This is a genomic window from Streptomyces sp. NPDC006872, assembly GCF_040635845.1.
Classification (GTDB): Bacteria; Actinomycetota; Actinomycetes; order Streptomycetales; family Streptomycetaceae; genus Streptomyces.
This window is the reverse complement of record NZ_JBEYIL010000003.1, coordinates 474,436-491,761: the sequence shown is the minus strand read 5'-3', so window position 1 is coordinate 491,761 and position 17,326 is coordinate 474,436. Positions and strand designations below refer to the sequence as shown.

Below are 17,326 nucleotides of genomic sequence, written 5' to 3'. Positions count from 1 at the left end.
CATGCCCCCGACCGGGTCCCTCATCCCGGCCGACGCACCCTTCTCCGCCGCGCAGGAGGCCTGGCTCGCCGGGTTCATCGCCGGCATCGCGGCCGCCGGACGCCGGGACACCGCGGCGGACGACGCGCCCGCCGCGACGATCGACGTCCTGTTCGGCACCCAGACCGGGAACGCCGAGCTCCTCGCCGGCGAGGTCGTCGCCGGGGCCCGCGCACACGGCCTCGGCGGGAACGTCACCGCGCTCGACGACGTCACGCCCGAGCGGCTCGCCGCGATGACCCATGTGCTCGTCGTCGTCTCGACGTACGGCGAGGGCGAACTGCCCGACAACGCCGGGTTGTTCTGGGCGGCGCTCCAGTCCGACACGGCACCGCGACTGGAGGGCCTGCGCTATGCGGTCCTCGGGCTCGGCGACCGCGGCTACGACGACTTCTGCCAGGCCGCGAAGCTCATCGACACCCGGCTGGAGCAGCTGGGGGCGAGCCGGTTGCACGACCGCGTGGACTGCGACGTCGACTTCGAGGAGCCGGCGGCGCAGTGGACGACGGCCGTCCTGGACCGGCTGGCCGCCGAGACCGGAGCGACGGGCACGGGCACGGGTACAGGTACGGGCGCAGGCGCGGCCCCGGTCGCGGTCGGCCCGGCCCGCTCCCCCTGGAACAAGCGCACCCCGTACCGTTCCCGGCTCGCGGTGAACCGGCTGCTGTCCGCGCCGGGCAGCGCGAAGGAGATCCGCCACTACGAGTTCGACCTCGGCGACAGCGGCATCGCGTACCAGGCGGGGGACGCCCTGGCCGTCGTCCCGGTGAACGACCACGCGCTCGTCGACACGCTGCTGGAGCACCTGGGCGCGAGCGGCGCCGAGGAACGCGGGGAACTCGCCGGACGGGAGATCCGCACCCCGTCGAAGGAGCTGATCGCGGAGCTGGCCGAGCGGGCGCCGGCGAGCGAGCTGGCCGCGATCGTCGCGCACGGCGACCGGTCCGACCTGGACTCGTGGCTCTGGGGCCGCGATGTGCTGGACCTGCTGCGGGACGCCGGTTCGGCCGCCCCCGGACTGACCGAACTGCTGCCCCTGCTCCGGCCGTTGCAGGCCCGGCAGTACTCGATCTCGTCGAGCCCCCTGGCCCACCCGGACCGTGTCCACCTCACGGTCGCCTCCGTGCGGTACGGCCGGTACGAGGGCGTCGCGTCGACCTATCTCGCGGACCGGGTCGGCGCGGACGCGGCCGTCGGCGTCTACCTCCACCCCAACGCCTCCTTCGGCGTCCCGGCGGACGACGACGCCCCGATGGTCATGATCGGCCCCGGCACGGGCATCGCGCCGTTCCGCGGCTTCCTGCACGAGCGCGCCGCACGGGGCGCCGCCGGCCGCAACTGGCTGTTCTACGGCGATCAGCACCGCGCCACGGACTTCGTGTACGAGGACGAGCTGACCGAGCTGCGCAAGCGCGGCGTGCTCACCGAGCTGGACCTCGCGTTCTCCCGCGACCAGGCCGAGAAGGTGTACGTGCAGACCCGGATGCGGGAGCGGTCGCGGGAGTTGTACGGGTGGCTGGAGGACGGCGCGCACGTCTACGTCTGCGGCGACGCCTCCCGGATGGCGAAGGACGTCGAGGCGGCGCTGCTGGGCGTCATCGCCGAGCAGCGCGGACGCGGGGGCGACGACGCCGCCGAGTACCTCGCGGACCTGCGCCGGGCGAAGCGCTACGTACGGGACGTGTACTGAGCATGACGGACGACCATCCCGAGCGGCACTGCGCGTTCGAGGGCTGCTGCGGCAGGCGGAACGGCACCGCGCGGCTGATCGACGCGCGGATGCCGGAACTCGCACGCTGCCTGACGCTCTTCCAGTACGTCCAGGCGGTCACCGGCGGGCCGGTCGCCCGGATCGACCAGGCCGGCAGTTACGCGGTCCCGAGCCTGCGGGGCGACGCGTTCGCCGTCCGGCCGGGCTCGATCGCGCTGCGCATGGACGCCGACGGCGTCGCCTCCGCCGTGGTCGCGCGGGACGAGGAGACGGGATCCGTCGCCCTGCATCTGCTCGACGCGGACGGCCGGACCGTGCACCAGGGGCGGCTGCTCTCCGCGGGCGACCGGCTGCTGACCGGCCTGGTCGGCACGATCGACGCCGGGTCACCGGCCGCCCGGCCCACGCCCCCCGAGGTGCCGCCCTGGCAGCACGGCGACCAACTCGCCCAGCTCGACGCGGTCCTGGCGGACGGCGGGGCCGCCCGGCGCGCGGCGTTCGAGGAGTACGGCGGCGAGCACCGGCCGATCGACGTGGACGTCCTTCCCGCCGTGCTCGACCACGTCTGCTCCGTCGGACTCCCCATCGGCGTCGCGGTGTTCGCCCCGGCGGCCATGCAGGCCTGCAACGGCCGCGTCCATGTCACCGACCGGACCGTCGGCGGGCGGGTGTTCGCGGCGATCGAGAACAGCTCGGTGGAGATCGACCTCGCGGGGGTCGGGGCCTGCCATCTGGTCCGGTCCACGGCGGCGCACGGGCCGACGTCGGCGCTCGAACTGGACGACGAGGACGGGCGGTGCGTCGCGGTGATCACGCAGTTCGGGATGGTGGGTGAGCAGGTCCATGAGGCGTGGGAGCAGCTGACGGCCTCACTGCCGGACCGGCCCTAACTCGTCGGCCGTCCGCCGAACTTGTGCCATGGCAGGCGGTGTTGGACGACCGTTGCCCCTGTCGGATCAAGGGACATCTGTGCGATTCTCGTTCGGCCGCCGGTGTACGGAACCGGTGCCGGTAACGGGAAGTCAGGCACGGCATGCAGAAGAGATCAGGCGCCGCCCATGGCGGCGGGCCGGCCAGTCGACGGCGGTTCCTCGGGCTGGTCACGGCCGGGGCGGCCGCCGTCGGCGCGGCCACGGTCGGCCGGGCCGCCCTCGCCTCGGAGCCGACCGTGCCGCCGCGGACGTTCCTCTCGCAGGCGGACATCGACCGCCGCAGGCTGGTTGTCGCGAGGATCCTGGACACCGCCGACCCGGCGGCCGTCGCCGCCTGGATCACCGGCACCGGGTCCGCTCCCGAAGGCGTCAAGCCGGAGATGGACGCCCAGGTCGACGCGCTGGCCGACGCCGCGGCGGCCGACCTGGACGCCGACCGCGACGCGGTCCTCGTCTCCTGGGTGCGCAGCGCGGCGACGCAGCGCACGATATGGGACCGCAAGTACGAGTTCCTGCGCACCGGTTCGGGCGGCGCCGGCACCTTCGGCGTCATCACCGACGAGGTGCGCGCCGCGTACCCCGCCCAGCTGGGCTCGGACCCGCAGTGGGACCCGGACAAGGACTCCCACCGCTCGGTGTGGGAGTCCCTGACCTCCGAGGGCCGCCAGATCGAGATCCTGCGCACGTCGACGGCGCCCGGCGTCTCACGCCATCACCTGGGCTCCGACGCGGACTTCTTCGACACGACGCCCCAGGACTGGACGGACGACGGCCCGGAGGCCGCGAACTACCGGTGGCTGCGCGCGAACGCGGCCCGCCACGGCTTCCTCCAGACGTACACGGCGGAGTCGGCCGCGACCGCGCCGGCGATCAGCGAGGAACGCTGGCACTGGTCGTACGCCCCGGTCTCGGAGGCGGTCCTGGACTTCGTCCGCGCGAACGAGGACGTCATCGCCGCCTCGCTCGACGAACTGTGGAGCTACGACCCGGCGCGGTTCACGTTCATCAAGGCCAACTGGCGCAACTACATGTTCCATGTGAACGAGACGGCGTACTTCGGCTGAGCGGGAGACTCAGACCTCCGTCGTCGTCCGCACCGGTGCGGACGCGGGCGTGGGCGTGGTCGCGGGGCCGGCTTCGCTGAGGCCGTACCGTCCGTGCAGCCTGCGGAGGAAGGCGGGGGCGTACCAGGCCGTTCGGCCGAGGAGGCGCATCGCGGCGGGTACGAGGACACCGCGTACGGCGACCGCGTCGATGAGGATGGCCAGGCCGCTGCCCAGGCCGAACATCTGCATGAAGCTGATCTTCGCCGTGCCGAAGGCGAAGAAGCTCACCGCGAGCAGACAGGCCGCCGCGGTGACGATGCGGCCCGTGTGGCCGAGGCCGTGGACGACGGCGGACTCGGTGTCCTCGCCCTGGTCGTGGAGTTCCTTGATACGGCTGGTGACGAACACCTCGTAGTCCATGGACAGTCCGAAGGCGATGCAGAACATCAGCACGGTCATCGACGTCTCCATCGGCTGCGGGGTGACGCCGAGGACGGCTGCGAGGTGGCCGTCCTGGAAGATCCAGGTCATGGCGCCGAGGGTCGCGCCCAGGCTGACCATGTTGAGGAACAGGGCGCGCAGCGGCTGGACCACGCTGCCGGTGAAGAGGAAGAGCAGGACGAACGTGGTCAGGGCGACCAGGGCCAGGGCCGGCGGGATGCGGCCGCCGACGGAGTCCTTGTTGTCGACCAGCGCGGCGTCCACTCCGCCGACCAGGGGCTGGGACCCGCTGGGCGGTGCGACGGACCGCACCTCCTTCACCAGGCTCTGGGCCGCGCCCGACTTCGGCGCCAGGTCGCTCACCACGTCGATCCGCTGGGCGTCCGGGCGGCTGAGGGCGGTGGCCGCGTCGGGCGAGGCGGGCGTGGCGCGGCCGTCGGTGTAGGTCCCGGTGCCGGCCTCGACGCGGACCACACCGTCGAGGGACGACAGTCGGGTCGCGTACGAGCCCAACTGGGCCTCGGTCACGGGCTGGTCGATGACGACGTGCACGGCCGCGTCGTCGTTGCCGTCGAACTTCTCCCGCAGCACGGACGAGACCTGGCGGCTCCGGGCGTCCTCGGGCAGCACGCGTTCGTCCGGCGTGCCGAGGGTGATGCCCAGCAGCGGGCTCGCCGCGAGCAGCAGCACCGCGAGCACGGGCAGTGCGGTGAGCGCGGGCCGCCGCATGACGGTGCGGGCCAGCCGCCCCCACAGCGGCGTCCGGGAAGCGGGGCGGCCGGGCTTCGCCCACGGGAGCCGTCCGCTGTTGACCCGGTGGCCCAGGACGACGAACAGGGCCGGCATCACCAGCAGCGTGCCGACGGCCGCGATGGCCACGACGCCGACTCCGGCGTAGCCGAACGAGCGCAGGAAGTACTGCGGGAACACCAGGAGCGCCGCGAGCGCGACGGCCACCGTCGCCGCGGAGAACGCCACCGTGCGGCCCGCCGTGTGGACCGTCCGCCGTACGGCGTCGTCCACGCTCGCGCCCGTCGCGAGCTGCTCCCGGAACCGGCTGATCATCAGCAGGGCGTAGTCGATGCCGAGGCCGAGGCCCAGGGCGGTGGTCAGGTTGGTCGCGTTGATCGAGACGTCGGTGACGCTGCCGAGGAGGGCGAGTTCGGCGAACGTGCCCGCGATGGCGACGAGCGCGATGACCAGCGGCAGCAGGGCCGCGACCACGCTGCCGAAGACGAACAGGAGCAGCACGAGGGTCAGCGGCACGGCGATGGTCTCGGCCAGGACGAGGTCCTCGGGCACCTGGGCCGACAGGTCGTTGCCCACGGCCGCGCCGCCTCCGGCCTGGATGGTGAGCCCGCCCTCGTACGGTCCTCCCGTGTACGCGTCGATGACGCTCTTGGCGTTCTTCTCCGCCTGCGTCTCGTCGCCCTTCACATGGGCGAGGACGAGGGCTTCGCGACCGTCCTCGGAACGGAGTGCGGGGCTGTCCGCGTCCCAGTACGAGACGACGTTCTCGAGGTTGCGGTCCTTCCTGAGATCGGCCAGCAGGGCGCGGCCGCTCCGCTCGGCCGCCGGGGTGTCGACGCGGCCTTGAGGAGCTTCGGGGGCCCGGACCAGCAGGACCAGGTTCGTCTCCCCGCCGAACTTCTCCTCGATGGCCTTCGCGGCCCGGGTGGACGGGGAGGCCGGGTCGTCGTAGCCGCCGCCCTTCAGCTTGCCGAACGCGCCCGCTCCGACGGCGCCCATGAGGGCCACCGCCACGACGGCGACGACGAGTACCAGCCGGGCCCGGCGAATCGCCAGCTCGGCTATGCGGTCGAACATGACCGGTCTCCTTTGACAGGAAAGGGGAGAACAGGACTGGCGCCACGGACGAAACTAACGGGAGGAAAGAAAAGTTGGCAGTGTTAGATTTTCTTCATGGCTGTACTCCCCGAACCCGCGACGACGGTCCTGCCCTCCCTGCGCGAGCGGCGTCGGGCCGCCGCCACCCAGGAGATCCTCGACGCCGCCGAGCGGCACATCACCGAGCACGGGCCGCAGGCGCTGTCCCTGCGGGCGGTCGCGCGCGGCCTCGGCATGACCGTGCAGGCGCTCTACCACTACTTTCCGAGCCGGGACGCCCTCGTCACGGCGATCATCGCCAAGACGTACGAGGACCTGGCCGACGCCGTCCGGGCCGCGGTCGACTCCGCGGCGGACGACACTGCGGCCGACGACCGCGACCTACCCAGCCTGGTGGTCGCGGCCGAGGGCTACCGGCGCTGGGCCATCGCCCACCCCGAGCGCTTCCAGCTCCTGTACGGCACACCGCTGCGGGACTACGCGGCGCCCGTCGACGGCCCGACGACGCAGGCGATGCGCCGGATGAGCGTGATCTTCCAGCGGGAGCTGTTCGACGGGTTCAGCACGGCGCAACTCGCCGCCGCCGACACCCCGGCGCTGTCGTCCGAGCTCCGGACGCACCTCTCCGCGTTCCCGCCGGACGGTCCGGACGCCCTGCCGCCGCCCGCGATCGCGCTCCTGCTCAGCGCGTGGGGCCATATGCACGGCCTCGTCGTCCTGGAGGTGTTCGGGCACACCGTCTTCGTCGGCGACCACCAGGCCGAGATCTTCCGCATGGCGATGCGGAACATGCTCCAGGACACCCGCGGCCGGATCCCCACGGCCTGATCCTGACGGTCTAGGGCCGGTCCGTCGCCGTCGGCGGGGCGGCGGCCGTCGGCAGGGTGGTGAGTGCGAAGGACGTGCCGGCCGTCGCCAATCCGTGGAACCACTTGGCGTCGGCCTGCGCCAGACCGATCCAGTTGCTGCCGCTGTCGTCGCCCTCGGGCTTCTGCACGTCGTAGGCGGAGTCGAAGCCGACGTAGACCCGCTCGTTCCGGGCGTCGCGCAGTTCGACCGCGTACGTCATCTCCAGAACGTGGCGGGTCCCGTCGGTCAGGTCGGTGACGATCAGAGGCTTGGTGTCGTACGTCCGGTACACGGTCAGCGGGCTCGTGAGCCCGGCGCTGTCGAAGTACTCCGAGGACAACCGCAGGACCTGGTCCTTGACGGTCAGCGTGCGCCCGACGAGGTCCAACGTGCCGACGACGGGCACGGGCACGGACACGGAAGGGGACGAGGACGGGGACGGGGAGGAGGACGGGTCGGCGGGTGTGGCGGACGGGGGCTGGCTCTGCCTTCCGGCTCCGGCTCCGGCTCCCGTCCCGGTCGCGGCCCCCTTGCCGTCCTCGTGCGCTGTGAGGTTCGCGGTCAGGGCGAAGGCCACCAGGGCCAGGGTCGTCGCGGTCGCGCCCAGCGTGCCGGCCAGGCGGCGGCGGGCCCGGCGTACGGCACGGGCCCGGACCTCGGCGCCGGAGAGCACCGGCGGAGTCTCGGCCTGCGCGGCCAACTCGCGGAGTGCGGTGGAGAGTTCGGTGGAGAGGTCATCCGACAAGGCCGCCCTCCTTCCGCACCGGGTCGACCGCCTCGACCGCTTCAGCCGCTTCGGCCGCCTCGTCCGCCGTCAGATGTCTCGCCAGCGCCGCCCGTCCCCGGGACAGCCGGGCCTTGACCGTCCCCACGGGCGCGCCGGTCTCGGAGGCTACCTGCTCGACACTCAAATCGCACAGATGGTGCAGGACGATCGCCAACCGCTGTGCCTTGGGCAATTGGCGCAGCGCGGCGACGAGCGCCGTGTGCTCGGGGCCGGGCCCCGGTGTGGACTCGGGCGGCGGGGTCCGGCGCACCAGTTCCAGCCAGCGCTTGGCCCGCCGCCAGCGGCTGACCGCCAGCCGGGTGGCCACCGTGCGTATCCACGCCTCGGGCGCCTCGTCGGCGAGGAAGTTCTGCCGCCGGTCCCAGGCCCGGACGAACGCCTCCTGGACGACGTCCTGCGCCTCTCCGTGATCCCCGGTGAACGCGGCGAGCTGCCCGGTCAGACGGGGGAACGCGGCCGTGTAGAAGGCGTCGAACTCGTCTTCGGTCATGCCCCCACCGGAGTCTCGGAATTCCCGTGCAACCTCGCCGACCCGCCGTGCGTACAGGTCACGTAGGTCGCGCCCATCGAAACACAACACAACCCACGGGAAAGACGATGAACACGAGTCTCAGGATCCATCGGCTCCCCTCCGGTCGTCGGCGGCACGACGATTTCGCCTCATACGCGCGGATGAGCTGGCCCCGGCTGGTCACCACCGCGTACCTGCTCACCGGCGACCTGGACCGGGCGAAGGAACTGGCGCGGGACACCCTGGTGGTGGTGTGCGCACGGTGGCGGCGGATACCGCGGGACGACGTGGACTTCTATGCCCGGCGTTCCCTCGTCAAGGGCCATCTGCGCCGGGCCCGCCGCCGAAAGCCCGTGCCCCAGGGGGTGTTGGGGGCCTTGTCCGCGCTGACCGCGCTGTCCGCGGTCTCCGCCCGGCAGCGGGTCGTGCTCGTGATGCTGCACGCGGAGGGCCTGGGCGAGGTCGAGATCGCCCAGTTGCTCGGCTGCTCGGCCGGCACGGTCAAAAGCCTCGCCCAGCGCGGCCTGGCGGTCTGCGGGGCCGGGAGCGCGGGAGGAGGCGGGGGCGGACGCGGGGGCGGGAGCGGTGCCGAGCGGTTGCGCGGGCTGTTCGCGAAGGCCGCCGAGGCCGCCGAGATCGCCGAAGTCATCGACGTCGTCGAGGTCGTCGAACTCGGTGACGACAGCGTCCCGTTCGCTCTGCCCCTCGGTGCGATCGAGCAGCGGGGGCGGGCCCGCCGCCGACGTCGTACCGGCGCCGTGGCTGCCGTCTGCGCGCTGCTGCTCGCACCGACGGCCGTGTTCGCCGCCGAGCGGATCGGGGTATTCGGCGCCGCGGAGTCGTCCGGGCCCTCCTCCGCCGCGGAGGCGGGGAGCCCGGTGCGGATCGTCGCGCCCGGCGAGCGGGTCCAGGTCGTGAAGGGCGTGCAGGTCTGGCTGACCGCCGACGGCGAGCACTGGTCGACACCGACCGGCTCCAACCAGTTCCGCGGGCCGGCCGACGGCAGCACCGAAGGTGCGAAGTCGGGGGTCTCGGCCCAGGCGGAGGCGGTGAACGACAAGTACTTCCTGTCGGGGCTGTATCACGGCCTCGCCGCGGACCCGGGCCGCGTCGCGGTCGCCGTCGGGGACGCCACGGTCAACGGCGCGGTCCTCACCCTGGCGGGCAGCCCGGGCTGGGGCTTCTGGTACTCGAACACCCTGCTGACGGGATCGGAGCTCAAGTCGGTCTTCGCCGAGGGCTTCGACGACACCAGGGGCCGCGAGAGCCGCGCGAGCGGCGAGCGCGGCGCGGACGGTCCGGCCGTCGTCACCGTGTACGACGCGAACGCCAAGGTCGTCGCGCGGACGGACGACCTCAGGTGAAGGGCCTCCCGTTCATGAGGAGTCGGGCGCGGCAGCTGAAACGGGCGGCGACCTCGCACCGGCTGCGCATCCGTGTCCCGCTCCGCCTCCGGCTGCGCCGCACCCGGGGCCGTCGGCTGCGTCGGCTGCTCATCGCCTTCCTCGTGCTGATCGCCGGGCTGTGCACGGCGGCGGTCGTCGCCTACCGGCTGACGGACATCCCCAAGCCGCACCCGGAGACGGTCACCCAGAGCACGGTCTTCACCGACGCCAAGGGGTCCTATCTGGGCCGACGCGGTCCCGTGGACCGTCAGGAGGTGCCGCTCCCGCAGATCCCGCGCTACCTCCAGGACGCGGTGATCGCGGCCGAGAACCGCTCCTTCCGCTCGGACAGCGGGGTCTCGCCGCGGGCCATCGCCCGCGCGGTGTGGGCCTCCCTGACCGGGGGCGAGCGGCAGGGCGGGTCGACCATCACCCAGCAGTACGTGAAGAACGCGCTGCTGAGCCCGGAGCAGTCGCTGTCGCGCAAGGCGCGCGAGGCGCTGATCGCGATCAAGCTGGACCGCACCCGCTCCAAGGACGAGATCCTGGAGGGCTATCTCAACACCGTGTACCTGGGCCGGGGCGCCGCCGGCGTGCAGGCGGCGGCGCGCAACTACTTCGGCGTGGACACCGAGGACATGACCGTCTCGCAGGCGGCCGCGCTGGCGTCGATCCTCAACATCCCCTCGTACTACGAGAAGGCGGGCTCCGACCCCGCGGTGACCGCGAAGCTCAGGCAGCGCTGGGAGTGGGTGCTCGACGCGATGGAGGCGGGCGGCAGCATCACGGCGAAGCAGCGCGCCGACGCCGCCTTCCCGGCGTTCCGGTTCTATCCGCCGGGCACCACCGAGGGACAGCGGCAGTACATGATCGACGTCGCCGGGAAGGAGGCCGCCGACCGGCTCGGCATCACCGAGGACCAACTGGCCCGTGGCGGCTACACCGTGCAGACCACCTTCGACCTGGCGCTCCAGGACGCCACCACCGAGTTGGTGAAGGACCTCAAGGGCGACAAGGGCACCACGCTGCACACCGCGGTCGTGGCGATCGAGCCCGGCGACGGCGCGCTGCGGCTGCTGTACGGGGGTTCGGACTACGCCCGGCAGCCGTTCAACGACGCGGTGAACGGCGCGGTGGAGGCGGGGGACGCGCTGGAGCCGTTCGCCGAGGTCCGGTTGGGCTCCCCGCTGAGCGCCCTGCGGAAGACCGCGGCGCCCAGCCCGCTGAAGCTGGCATCGGCGTACGCGACGGCGGCGGCGAACGGGGTGTACGCGACCCCGTACACGGTCACGAAGATCACCCAGGACGGCCGGACGGTCTACACGGCCCGTCCCGAGACCCGGCGCGGGCTGGACGAGAAGGAGGCGTGGTCCGTGAACGCGGCGATGCACAAGTGGCCGTCCCCCGGGGCCGTCCAGGCCGATGCCTCGGTCTTCTTCACGGCCGGGGCGGGCGGTGGGACCGCCCGCCGGACCGTGTGGTCCACCGGGCTGGACTCCCGACTCGCCCTGACGGTCGTGCTCTTCGCCGATCAGCCCGGCAGGAAGAAGAACACGACCGTGCCCGCCCAGCTGCCCGACAAACCGGCGCCGACCGATTCCGCGGCCGACACGGCGGCCCGGATCTGGGAGCTGGCCACGGCAGGTGCCGGAGCGTCCCGCACGCCGACACCGGTGGCGGAAGGGGAAGCGGGTGAATAGGGGCAGCGTCACCGTTCGACGATGCCCGACCGCCGAGGGATCACCCCCAGGTCGCTTCGAGCTTGGCGTAGTAGCCGGCGATGTAGCCCGCCAGGGTGGGGTGGAAGACCGAGGCCGGGTCGGACAGGTCGTTGATCCACGGGTCGGAGCCGCACGCCCCGTGGTTCTTGAACTCGGGGCGCACGTCCAGGAAGTGGACCGGCTCCTTGGCCGCAGCGGCCTTCGTGCCCTCGGCCAGGGCGTCGGCGAACCCGTTCATGTAGGTGCGCTTGGCGGCGCTGAGGTCGATGACGGGGCAGACCCCCGACGTGGAGATCGCCTGCGGGTAGCCGAGGACGCTGACGGTGGCGTTCGGCGCCTTGGCCTTGATGTCCTTGTACAGCGCGGCGAGTTCGTCGACCAGCTGGTTCTCGGCGTAGTACGACATCCAGTCCGTGGCCGTCTTGCAGTAGGCGTCGGTGTTGGTCAGACAGGCCTGGACCACGCTGCTGAACTGGGCGTCGTTGCCGCCCACCGTGAGGGTGACGAAGTCGGTGCCCGTGCTCAGGGCGGACAGCTGGTCAGCGCGCACGTCCGCGATGGTCGCGCCGCTGCACGAGACGTCCTTGAGCGCGTACTCGTCGTGCACGCCCGCCCACAGGGCCGGATAGCCGAGCTCGCTGCGCTTGCAGGCGCCGCTGGCGCTGTCGTAGTGACCGGCGCCGACCCCGGACGCGTACGAATCCCCCAGGGCCACATATTCCAGTTCTCCCGCCGCATGGGCGGGGGCGCCGGACATTGCCGCAATTCCGGCGAATGCCATCACAGTGCTGACGACGGCAGACTTCAATTTACGCATGAGTTCCTTCAACAGATTCCGTGTCGCGGGATCCCGAAGGTAGCCGCGGCTCGTTGCTCGGGAATTGTCGGCCCGTTGCCCGTAATTGACTTTCCTTCAGAGCGGCGGGCAGGGGCGGCCTTGTCGCCCCGAGGTCGTAGTCCCGCCCTATATCCGCGGTTGCAGTTCCCCGGCGCCGAGATCCTTTCCTGTGCCGATGCGCCGCCCCGCCCGCGCATTCGAGAATTGAGCCGTACCGAGCGGCGGACAACACGCGGACAACAGCCGAGCAACCAACCGTTGGTTGACTCCTTGACGAGCTCGCCACGTAAGGAACTACGCACATGGCCACTCCGGATTCACGACACGCACACGCCATGCGGTTCGGCGTGCTCGGCCCCGTCGAAGTCCTGAAGGGCAGCGCCTCCCTCGATCTGGGCCCTCGGCAGCGCCGGTTGCTGCTCGTGCGGCTGCTCATCGAGGACGGCCGGCCCGTCTCGCAGGACACGCTCTGCCGTGACCTGTGGCCGACCGACCGGCCGACGGGCGCCGCGTCCTCCGTGCGCGCCCACATCAGCCGGCTGCGGGCGGTCCTCGACCCGGTCCGGCAGGGCCGGTCCACCACCCTGGTCAGCGGCCCGACCGGCTACGCCCTCAAGGTGCCCCGCGAGGCACGGGACACGGCTCTCTTCGAGGAGTCCGTGGGCCGGGCCCGGGAGGCGCTGAGACAACGTCAACTGGCGACCGCCCGGAAGGAGATCGACATGGCGCTCGGACTGTGGCGCGGCGAGGCGCTGGCCGAGGCGACCGAGCACGCCTTCGCGATGCGCGAGCGCACCCGGCTCGACGGCGCCCTCCAGGACGCCAAGGAGCTCCAGGCCACGATCCTCGTCCAGCAGGGCGAGACGGAACCGGCGATCGACGTCGCCGAGGGCCTCGTCCTCAAGGCCCCGCTCCGGGAGACGTCCTGGGCGCTGCTGATGCGTGCGCTGTACGCGGCCGGCCGGCCGGTCGAGGCGCTTCGGCAGTACGAGCGGTTCCGCGGCATGCTCGCCACGGAGCTGGGCCTGGACCCCAGCCCCCAGCTGAGGGATCTGCACACCGCGATCCTGCGGCACGACGTCGTCGTCCTCGGCGGCGCCGTCGCGTCCGCGTCCGTCAGGCCCCTCTCCGCGCTGCCCCCCGGACCGGGCTTCACCAGCGCGTGCGTGCACCCGGACCTCGGCCCCCGGCCCGCGGCCGCCCCCTTCGTGGGCCGGAGCGAGGAGAGCGCGCAGTTGGCGGCCCTGCTGTCCGCCGCGGCCGCGGGGCGGCCCGGGTGGGCCGTGGTGAGCGGGGAGCAGGGGTCGGGCAAGACCCGGCTGCTGGAGGAGCTGGCCGAGCGGGCCGCGGCCGCCGGGTTCACCGTCGCCCGCACCCGGGCGGGTCAGGCGCTCAGCGGGAACCGCGGGATCGTCCAGACCTGCCCCACCGTCCAACTCCTGGACGCGCTACGGCAGGACGGCTCCGACTCCGCCCAGGACGACGTGGCGCAGAAGGATCCGCTCGGCACGGTCGTCCAGGAGCTCACGCAGGGGCCCACGCTGTGCGTCGTCGACGATCTCGACCAGGCGCCGCAGGGCTTCCACCGGCTGCTGAGGCGGCTCGCCAAGGTGCTGCGGGAGGGCCCGGTCCTGTTCGTGTGCGCCCTGCGCGACGGCGACAGCCCGGCGTCCAGCATGCTGCTCGCGGAGTTGGCGCTGCTCGGCGCGACCTGGCTGCCCCTGGAGCCGCTGACCGTCGACGACGTGGCCGAACTGCTCGCCGCGGGCGGCGCTTCCGAGGACGCGGCGGTCGAGAAAGCGGCGCACGAGGAGGCGGCGTCCGAGGAGGCGGTGGCGCTGCACCGGCGCGCCGAGGGGCATCCGTTCGCCCTGGCCGAGCTGCTCAAGCTGCCGCCCGGCCGGCGCACCGGACCGGAGGCGCAGGTGCCGGCCGCGGTGCGCAACGTCCTGCAGGCGAGACTCGTCGAGTTGCCCAGCGCGGCGCGCTCCATGCTCACCTACGCCGCGGCGGACGGCGAGTGGCTGGACGTCGGTCTGCTCGCCGCTGTGCAGGGCCTGGCGCCGGACGAGCTGCTGCCGTTGGTCGACGCCGCCGTGACGGCCCGGATCCTCGTCTGGGACCCGGACACGGGTGCGGACCTGGGCGCGGACCTGGGCGGGGACCTCGGCGGGGGCGGCCGCTACCGGTTGCCCGAGCTTGCTCGCGATGTGATGCTGAGCACACAGACTCCATCCTCCCGACAGCTTCGGCACGCGGCACTCGCCCGCGAACTGGCGGGGCGTGAGGACGCCGATCCGGCGCGTCTGGCGCGGCATCTGCGCGCGGCGGGCCCCATGGCGCCGGCCGCGGCCCCTATCCGCGCCCCAGGGCACTGATCCCCCTTTCGCACCCCCTTTTCCACCCCTTTCACCACCCCCTTTTTCCACCTCTCCTTCTTTCTCTCTGTCGTTGTCTACTCGTTCGCTTTTCTCCACGTAAGGAGTCTGTGATGAGCACCAAGACCGGACCTCAGCGATACCCCGGCGCGAGTCGGGCCAACTGGTACCAGGACGACTTCGGGGGTGACCCGATGCAGGTCGACGTCGTCGTCCTGCACACCACCGAGGGCCCCACCCTGCCCGGCTACGGCGGCGGCAGCTCCGCGCCGAACCTGACCGCGGTCCCCGACCTCGCCGCCAAGAAGCTGAAGTGGTACCAGCACTTCGACGTGGAGACCTCCTCCCGGGCGCTGGTCAATCTGAGCGGCGGCGTCGAGACGAACACCCAGAACGTGTGCCAGGTCGAGCTCGTCGGCACCTGCGACCCCAAGACGCACAAGAAGTGGACGACCGCGGGCAAGGCGCACATCTACTGGCCGGACGCCCCCGACTGGGCGCTGCAGGGCGTCGCCGCCTTCCTGGGCTGGATGCACGAGGAGCACGGCGTGCCGCTGGTCGGCGCGAAGAGCTGGCCCGCGTACCCGACGTCGTACGAGAACGGCGGCGGTCAGCGGATGACGGCCGCGCAGTGGAAGGCGTTCAAGGGGGTCTGCGGGCATATGCACGTGCCCGAGAACGTGCACGGCGACCCCGGCGCGATCGACTTCGCCAGGATCATCAAGTACGCGAAGGCCGACCTGGACCTGGACGACGACACCCCCGAGGCGACCACACCGCCCGCCAAGCCGACGGTCCCGGCGTTCCCCGGACGCAAGTACTTCGTGACCGGGGCCACGAACGCGCATGTCCTGAAACTCGGCAAGCAGTTGGTGAAGCGCGGCTTCGGCGACCACTACAAGGTCGGCCCGAGCAAGTCCTGGGGCGAGGCGGACCGGCTGAACGTGCGGGACTTCCAGAAGTCGCGCCCGGAGCTCCGCGGCGACGCCGACGGCAACCCCGGCCCGCTGACCTGGCGCCTGCTGTTCACCTGAGCCCAACTGAACCCAACTGAACCGAGCCTCCGTCGGGCGCCCGCCCGACAGAGGCTCGGTCACGTCAGCCCGAGCGGCCGCCGCGTGCTCCGGCGCCACCGCCGCCGTTGAGCAACTGGGCGCGCAGGGCGTTGAGTTGGTGGGAGTGCTCGACCGCCGAGGTCTCGTCCAAGGCGGTGAGGGCGAGGACGAGGACATCGGCGACGACGAGGCCAGTCAGGGACTCGTTGGTGTTGCCGGTGGGGGTGTAGGGGGCGAGGAGGACCGCCTCGACGCGGTCCGCGAACGCCTCGGCGAGATCAGACAGGAGACCGGCGTCGCCCTCGTCTTCGTCAGCCATGACCTGTCCGTCGTGCAGCACATCACCGACGAGACCCTGGTGATGCGCCGGGGCACGGTTGTCGAACAGGGCCCGACCGGACGGGTGCTGACCGCGCCCGAGCACCCGTACACCCGGCTGCTCCTCGACTCCGTGCCGCACGAGGGCTGGGACCCCGGGGAGGTGGCCGCAGCAGCGCGATCCGGCCCCGGAATGTGATCCCCGTCTCACCGAAAACGGCCCGAGGGTGATTGGCTGGCGGTCATGAGCCATGCCTACGCGTTCGAGTACAAGGTCGTCACCTTCCGGGAGTCGCTGATCGGCGACGCGCTGGACAGCGACAAGCTGGAGAAGGTCCTCAACAAGCACGCCGAGGACGGTTGGGCCCTCAAGGCCATCACCTCCGCCGACGTCAAGGGCCGCATCGGCCCCGGAGCCGTCGAGGGCCTGCTGCTGACCTTCGAGCGCCCTCGCGGCTGAGCCCCTGAGCCCCTGAGTCTTAGAGGTAGTCCTCCAGGCGGGCGACCGTGAAGCCCTGTTCCTGGATGTGACGGAGCATGTTCGCCGTCATCTCGGTCATCGTCGTGCCCTTGAGCTCGGACGGTCCGCGGAAGTGGGCCAGGATGACGTCGCCCGGGTGGAGCTTCTTGTCGCCGCGCTGGTACTGCATGTTCTTGATCTGCATGGACTCGCGCCACAGGACGATCGCCTCGGCGCCGCAGGACGCCGCGGCGGCCCGGGTGTTCTCGTCCCAGTTGCCGTAGGGCGGACGCATCAGCCGGGGCGTGGTGCCGTACTCGGCCTTCAGCTTGGTCTGCTGCCCGCAGATCTCCTGCTTCTGGGCCGCCGCGCCCAGGGTGCGCAGGTTCGGGTGGGTCAGCGTGTGGTTCTGGACGCCGGCGCCGAGTCCCTGGAGTTCCTTGAAGTAGCCGTAGTCGGAGCGTATGGCGGCGTCCGTCAGGAACATCGTGAAGGGGATCTTCAGCTCCTTCATCATCGTCACGAACTCCGGGTCCTTCTCGGCCCCGTCGTCGAACGTGAGGAAGACGATCTTCTCCTTGGTCGGTATGTCGCTGATCACCGGCACCGTGCCGTCGGCCGCCGGCAGCGTCACCGGCTTGGTCGCGGGCGGGGCGGGCGGAGCGGCCAGCGGTTCGAGGCCCCACTTGCGGTAGGCGGCCGCGGCGGCGACCTGCGCACCCGCGTCACCACGGGGAATCTGCGCCCCCGGCGCGGAGGAGGTCGGCGTGGCGGACGGGGACTTCCCGGAGCCGGCCTTCCCTGAATCGGCCTTCGCGGAGTCGGCGGAGTCCGCGGCGGATTCGGCCGCGCAGCCCGTCGCGAGGCTCGTCAAGAGAAGGAGACAGGCCAGGGCCGCCCTCCTGGACCGTGTGTTCAACGCGCGCCGCCCCTGTGCCGTCAATGTGTCTGAGCTGTTCACCCTCCTTGATGCCGAACGGGCGTCCGAGGTTGCACTCCTGTTCGGC

At 71.9% G+C, this 17,326-nt stretch carries 15 protein-coding genes and 1 pseudogene; 10 read left to right on the top strand and 6 right to left on the bottom strand.

Annotated features, from left to right (window positions below; all coding sequences use genetic code 11):
* Position 1: 1 nt before the first annotated feature.
* The 3 genes from ABZ725_RS11260 to ABZ725_RS11250 all read left to right on the top strand — a co-directional run bounded on the left by ABZ725_RS11260 (position 2) and on the right by ABZ725_RS11250 (position 3,746).
* Positions 2 to 1,729 (top strand): sulfite reductase flavoprotein subunit alpha, encoded by a 1,728-nt coding sequence (locus ABZ725_RS11260; RefSeq protein ID WP_358802756.1) that lies wholly within the window; start codon positions 2 to 4, stop codon positions 1,727 to 1,729.
* 2 nt (positions 1,730 to 1,731) lie between these two features.
* Positions 1,732 to 2,640: a hypothetical protein gene (locus ABZ725_RS11255; protein ID WP_358802430.1), complete on the top strand. Its 909-nt coding sequence runs from the start codon at positions 1,732 to 1,734 to the stop codon at positions 2,638 to 2,640.
* A 143-nt stretch (positions 2,641 to 2,783) separates the two neighbouring features.
* Entirely contained in the window at positions 2,784 to 3,746 is a 963-nt protein-coding gene (locus ABZ725_RS11250) for a D-alanyl-D-alanine carboxypeptidase family protein (RefSeq protein ID WP_358802429.1), read from the top strand.
* Between the two features lie 9 nt (positions 3,747 to 3,755).
* Here ABZ725_RS11250 and ABZ725_RS11245 read toward each other — a convergent pair whose 3' ends face one another.
* Entirely contained in the window at positions 3,756 to 5,996 is a 2,241-nt protein-coding gene (locus tag ABZ725_RS11245) for an MMPL family transporter (RefSeq protein ID WP_358802428.1), read from the bottom strand.
* 96 nt (positions 5,997 to 6,092) lie between these two features.
* On the opposite strand from ABZ725_RS11245, the gene ABZ725_RS11240 reads away from it, so the two are divergent.
* Positions 6,093 to 6,845, top strand: a complete 753-nt coding sequence (locus tag ABZ725_RS11240; protein WP_358802427.1) for a TetR/AcrR family transcriptional regulator — start codon at positions 6,093 to 6,095, stop codon at positions 6,843 to 6,845.
* 10 nt (positions 6,846 to 6,855) lie between these two features.
* Here ABZ725_RS11240 and ABZ725_RS11235 read toward each other — a convergent pair whose 3' ends face one another.
* Entirely contained in the window at positions 6,856 to 7,611 is a 756-nt protein-coding gene (locus ABZ725_RS11235; protein ID WP_358802426.1) for a hypothetical protein, read from the bottom strand.
* Positions 7,601 to 8,143, bottom strand: coding sequence for a SigE family RNA polymerase sigma factor (locus tag ABZ725_RS11230; protein ID WP_358802425.1), 543 nt, complete (start codon positions 8,141 to 8,143; stop codon positions 7,601 to 7,603). The genes ABZ725_RS11235 and ABZ725_RS11230 overlap by 11 nt, the downstream gene beginning before the upstream one ends.
* A 182-nt stretch (positions 8,144 to 8,325) precedes the next feature.
* On the opposite strand from ABZ725_RS11230, the gene ABZ725_RS11225 reads away from it, so the two are divergent.
* Complete coding sequence (locus ABZ725_RS11225; protein WP_358802424.1) at positions 8,326 to 9,528, top strand: sigma factor-like helix-turn-helix DNA-binding protein; 1,203 nt, start codon at positions 8,326 to 8,328, stop codon at positions 9,526 to 9,528.
* Positions 9,529 to 9,542: 14 nt separating this feature from the next.
* Positions 9,543 to 11,249 carry a transglycosylase domain-containing protein gene (locus ABZ725_RS11220; RefSeq protein WP_358802423.1) on the top strand — a complete coding sequence of 569 codons (1,707 nt, stop codon included), beginning with the start codon at positions 9,543 to 9,545 and terminating at the stop codon, positions 11,247 to 11,249.
* A 40-nt stretch (positions 11,250 to 11,289) separates the two neighbouring features.
* Here the strand turns inward: ABZ725_RS11220 and ABZ725_RS11215 are convergent, their stop codons facing one another.
* Positions 11,290 to 12,027 carry an SGNH/GDSL hydrolase family protein gene (locus ABZ725_RS11215; RefSeq protein WP_358802422.1) on the bottom strand — a complete coding sequence of 246 codons (738 nt, stop codon included), beginning with the start codon at positions 12,025 to 12,027 and terminating at the stop codon, positions 11,290 to 11,292.
* Positions 12,028 to 12,410: 383 nt separating this feature from the next.
* Between ABZ725_RS11215 and ABZ725_RS11210 the strand changes: the two genes are divergently transcribed.
* Both ABZ725_RS11210 and ABZ725_RS11205 read left to right on the top strand, forming a co-directional pair.
* Positions 12,411 to 14,486 (top strand): BTAD domain-containing putative transcriptional regulator, encoded by a 2,076-nt coding sequence (locus ABZ725_RS11210; protein ID WP_358802421.1) that lies wholly within the window; start codon positions 12,411 to 12,413, stop codon positions 14,484 to 14,486.
* 113 nt (positions 14,487 to 14,599) lie between these two features.
* A complete protein-coding gene (locus ABZ725_RS11205) occupies positions 14,600 to 15,520 on the top strand; it encodes a peptidoglycan-binding protein (protein ID WP_358802420.1) in 921 nt (306 codons plus the stop codon).
* Positions 15,521 to 15,584: 64 nt separating this feature from the next.
* Here the strand turns inward: ABZ725_RS11205 and ABZ725_RS11200 are convergent, their stop codons facing one another.
* Complete coding sequence (locus tag ABZ725_RS11200) at positions 15,585 to 15,860, bottom strand: hypothetical protein (RefSeq protein WP_358802773.1); 276 nt, start codon at positions 15,858 to 15,860, stop codon at positions 15,585 to 15,587.
* Between ABZ725_RS11200 and ABZ725_RS11195 the strand changes: the two are divergent.
* Positions 15,810 to 16,058: pseudogene (locus ABZ725_RS11195) on the top strand (ABC transporter ATP-binding protein); the annotation flags it as partial. The gene ABZ725_RS11200 and the pseudogene ABZ725_RS11195 sit on opposite strands and share 51 nt — an antisense overlap.
* Before the next feature lie 45 nt (positions 16,059 to 16,103).
* Positions 16,104 to 16,319, top strand: coding sequence for a DUF4177 domain-containing protein (locus tag ABZ725_RS11190; protein WP_351906117.1), 216 nt, complete (start codon positions 16,104 to 16,106; stop codon positions 16,317 to 16,319).
* A gap of 19 nt (positions 16,320 to 16,338) precedes the next feature.
* Here the strand turns inward: ABZ725_RS11190 and ABZ725_RS11185 are convergent, their stop codons facing one another.
* Complete coding sequence (locus tag ABZ725_RS11185; protein ID WP_358802419.1) at positions 16,339 to 17,193, bottom strand: polysaccharide deacetylase family protein; 855 nt, start codon at positions 17,191 to 17,193, stop codon at positions 16,339 to 16,341.
* Positions 17,194 to 17,326 lie beyond the last annotated feature (133 nt).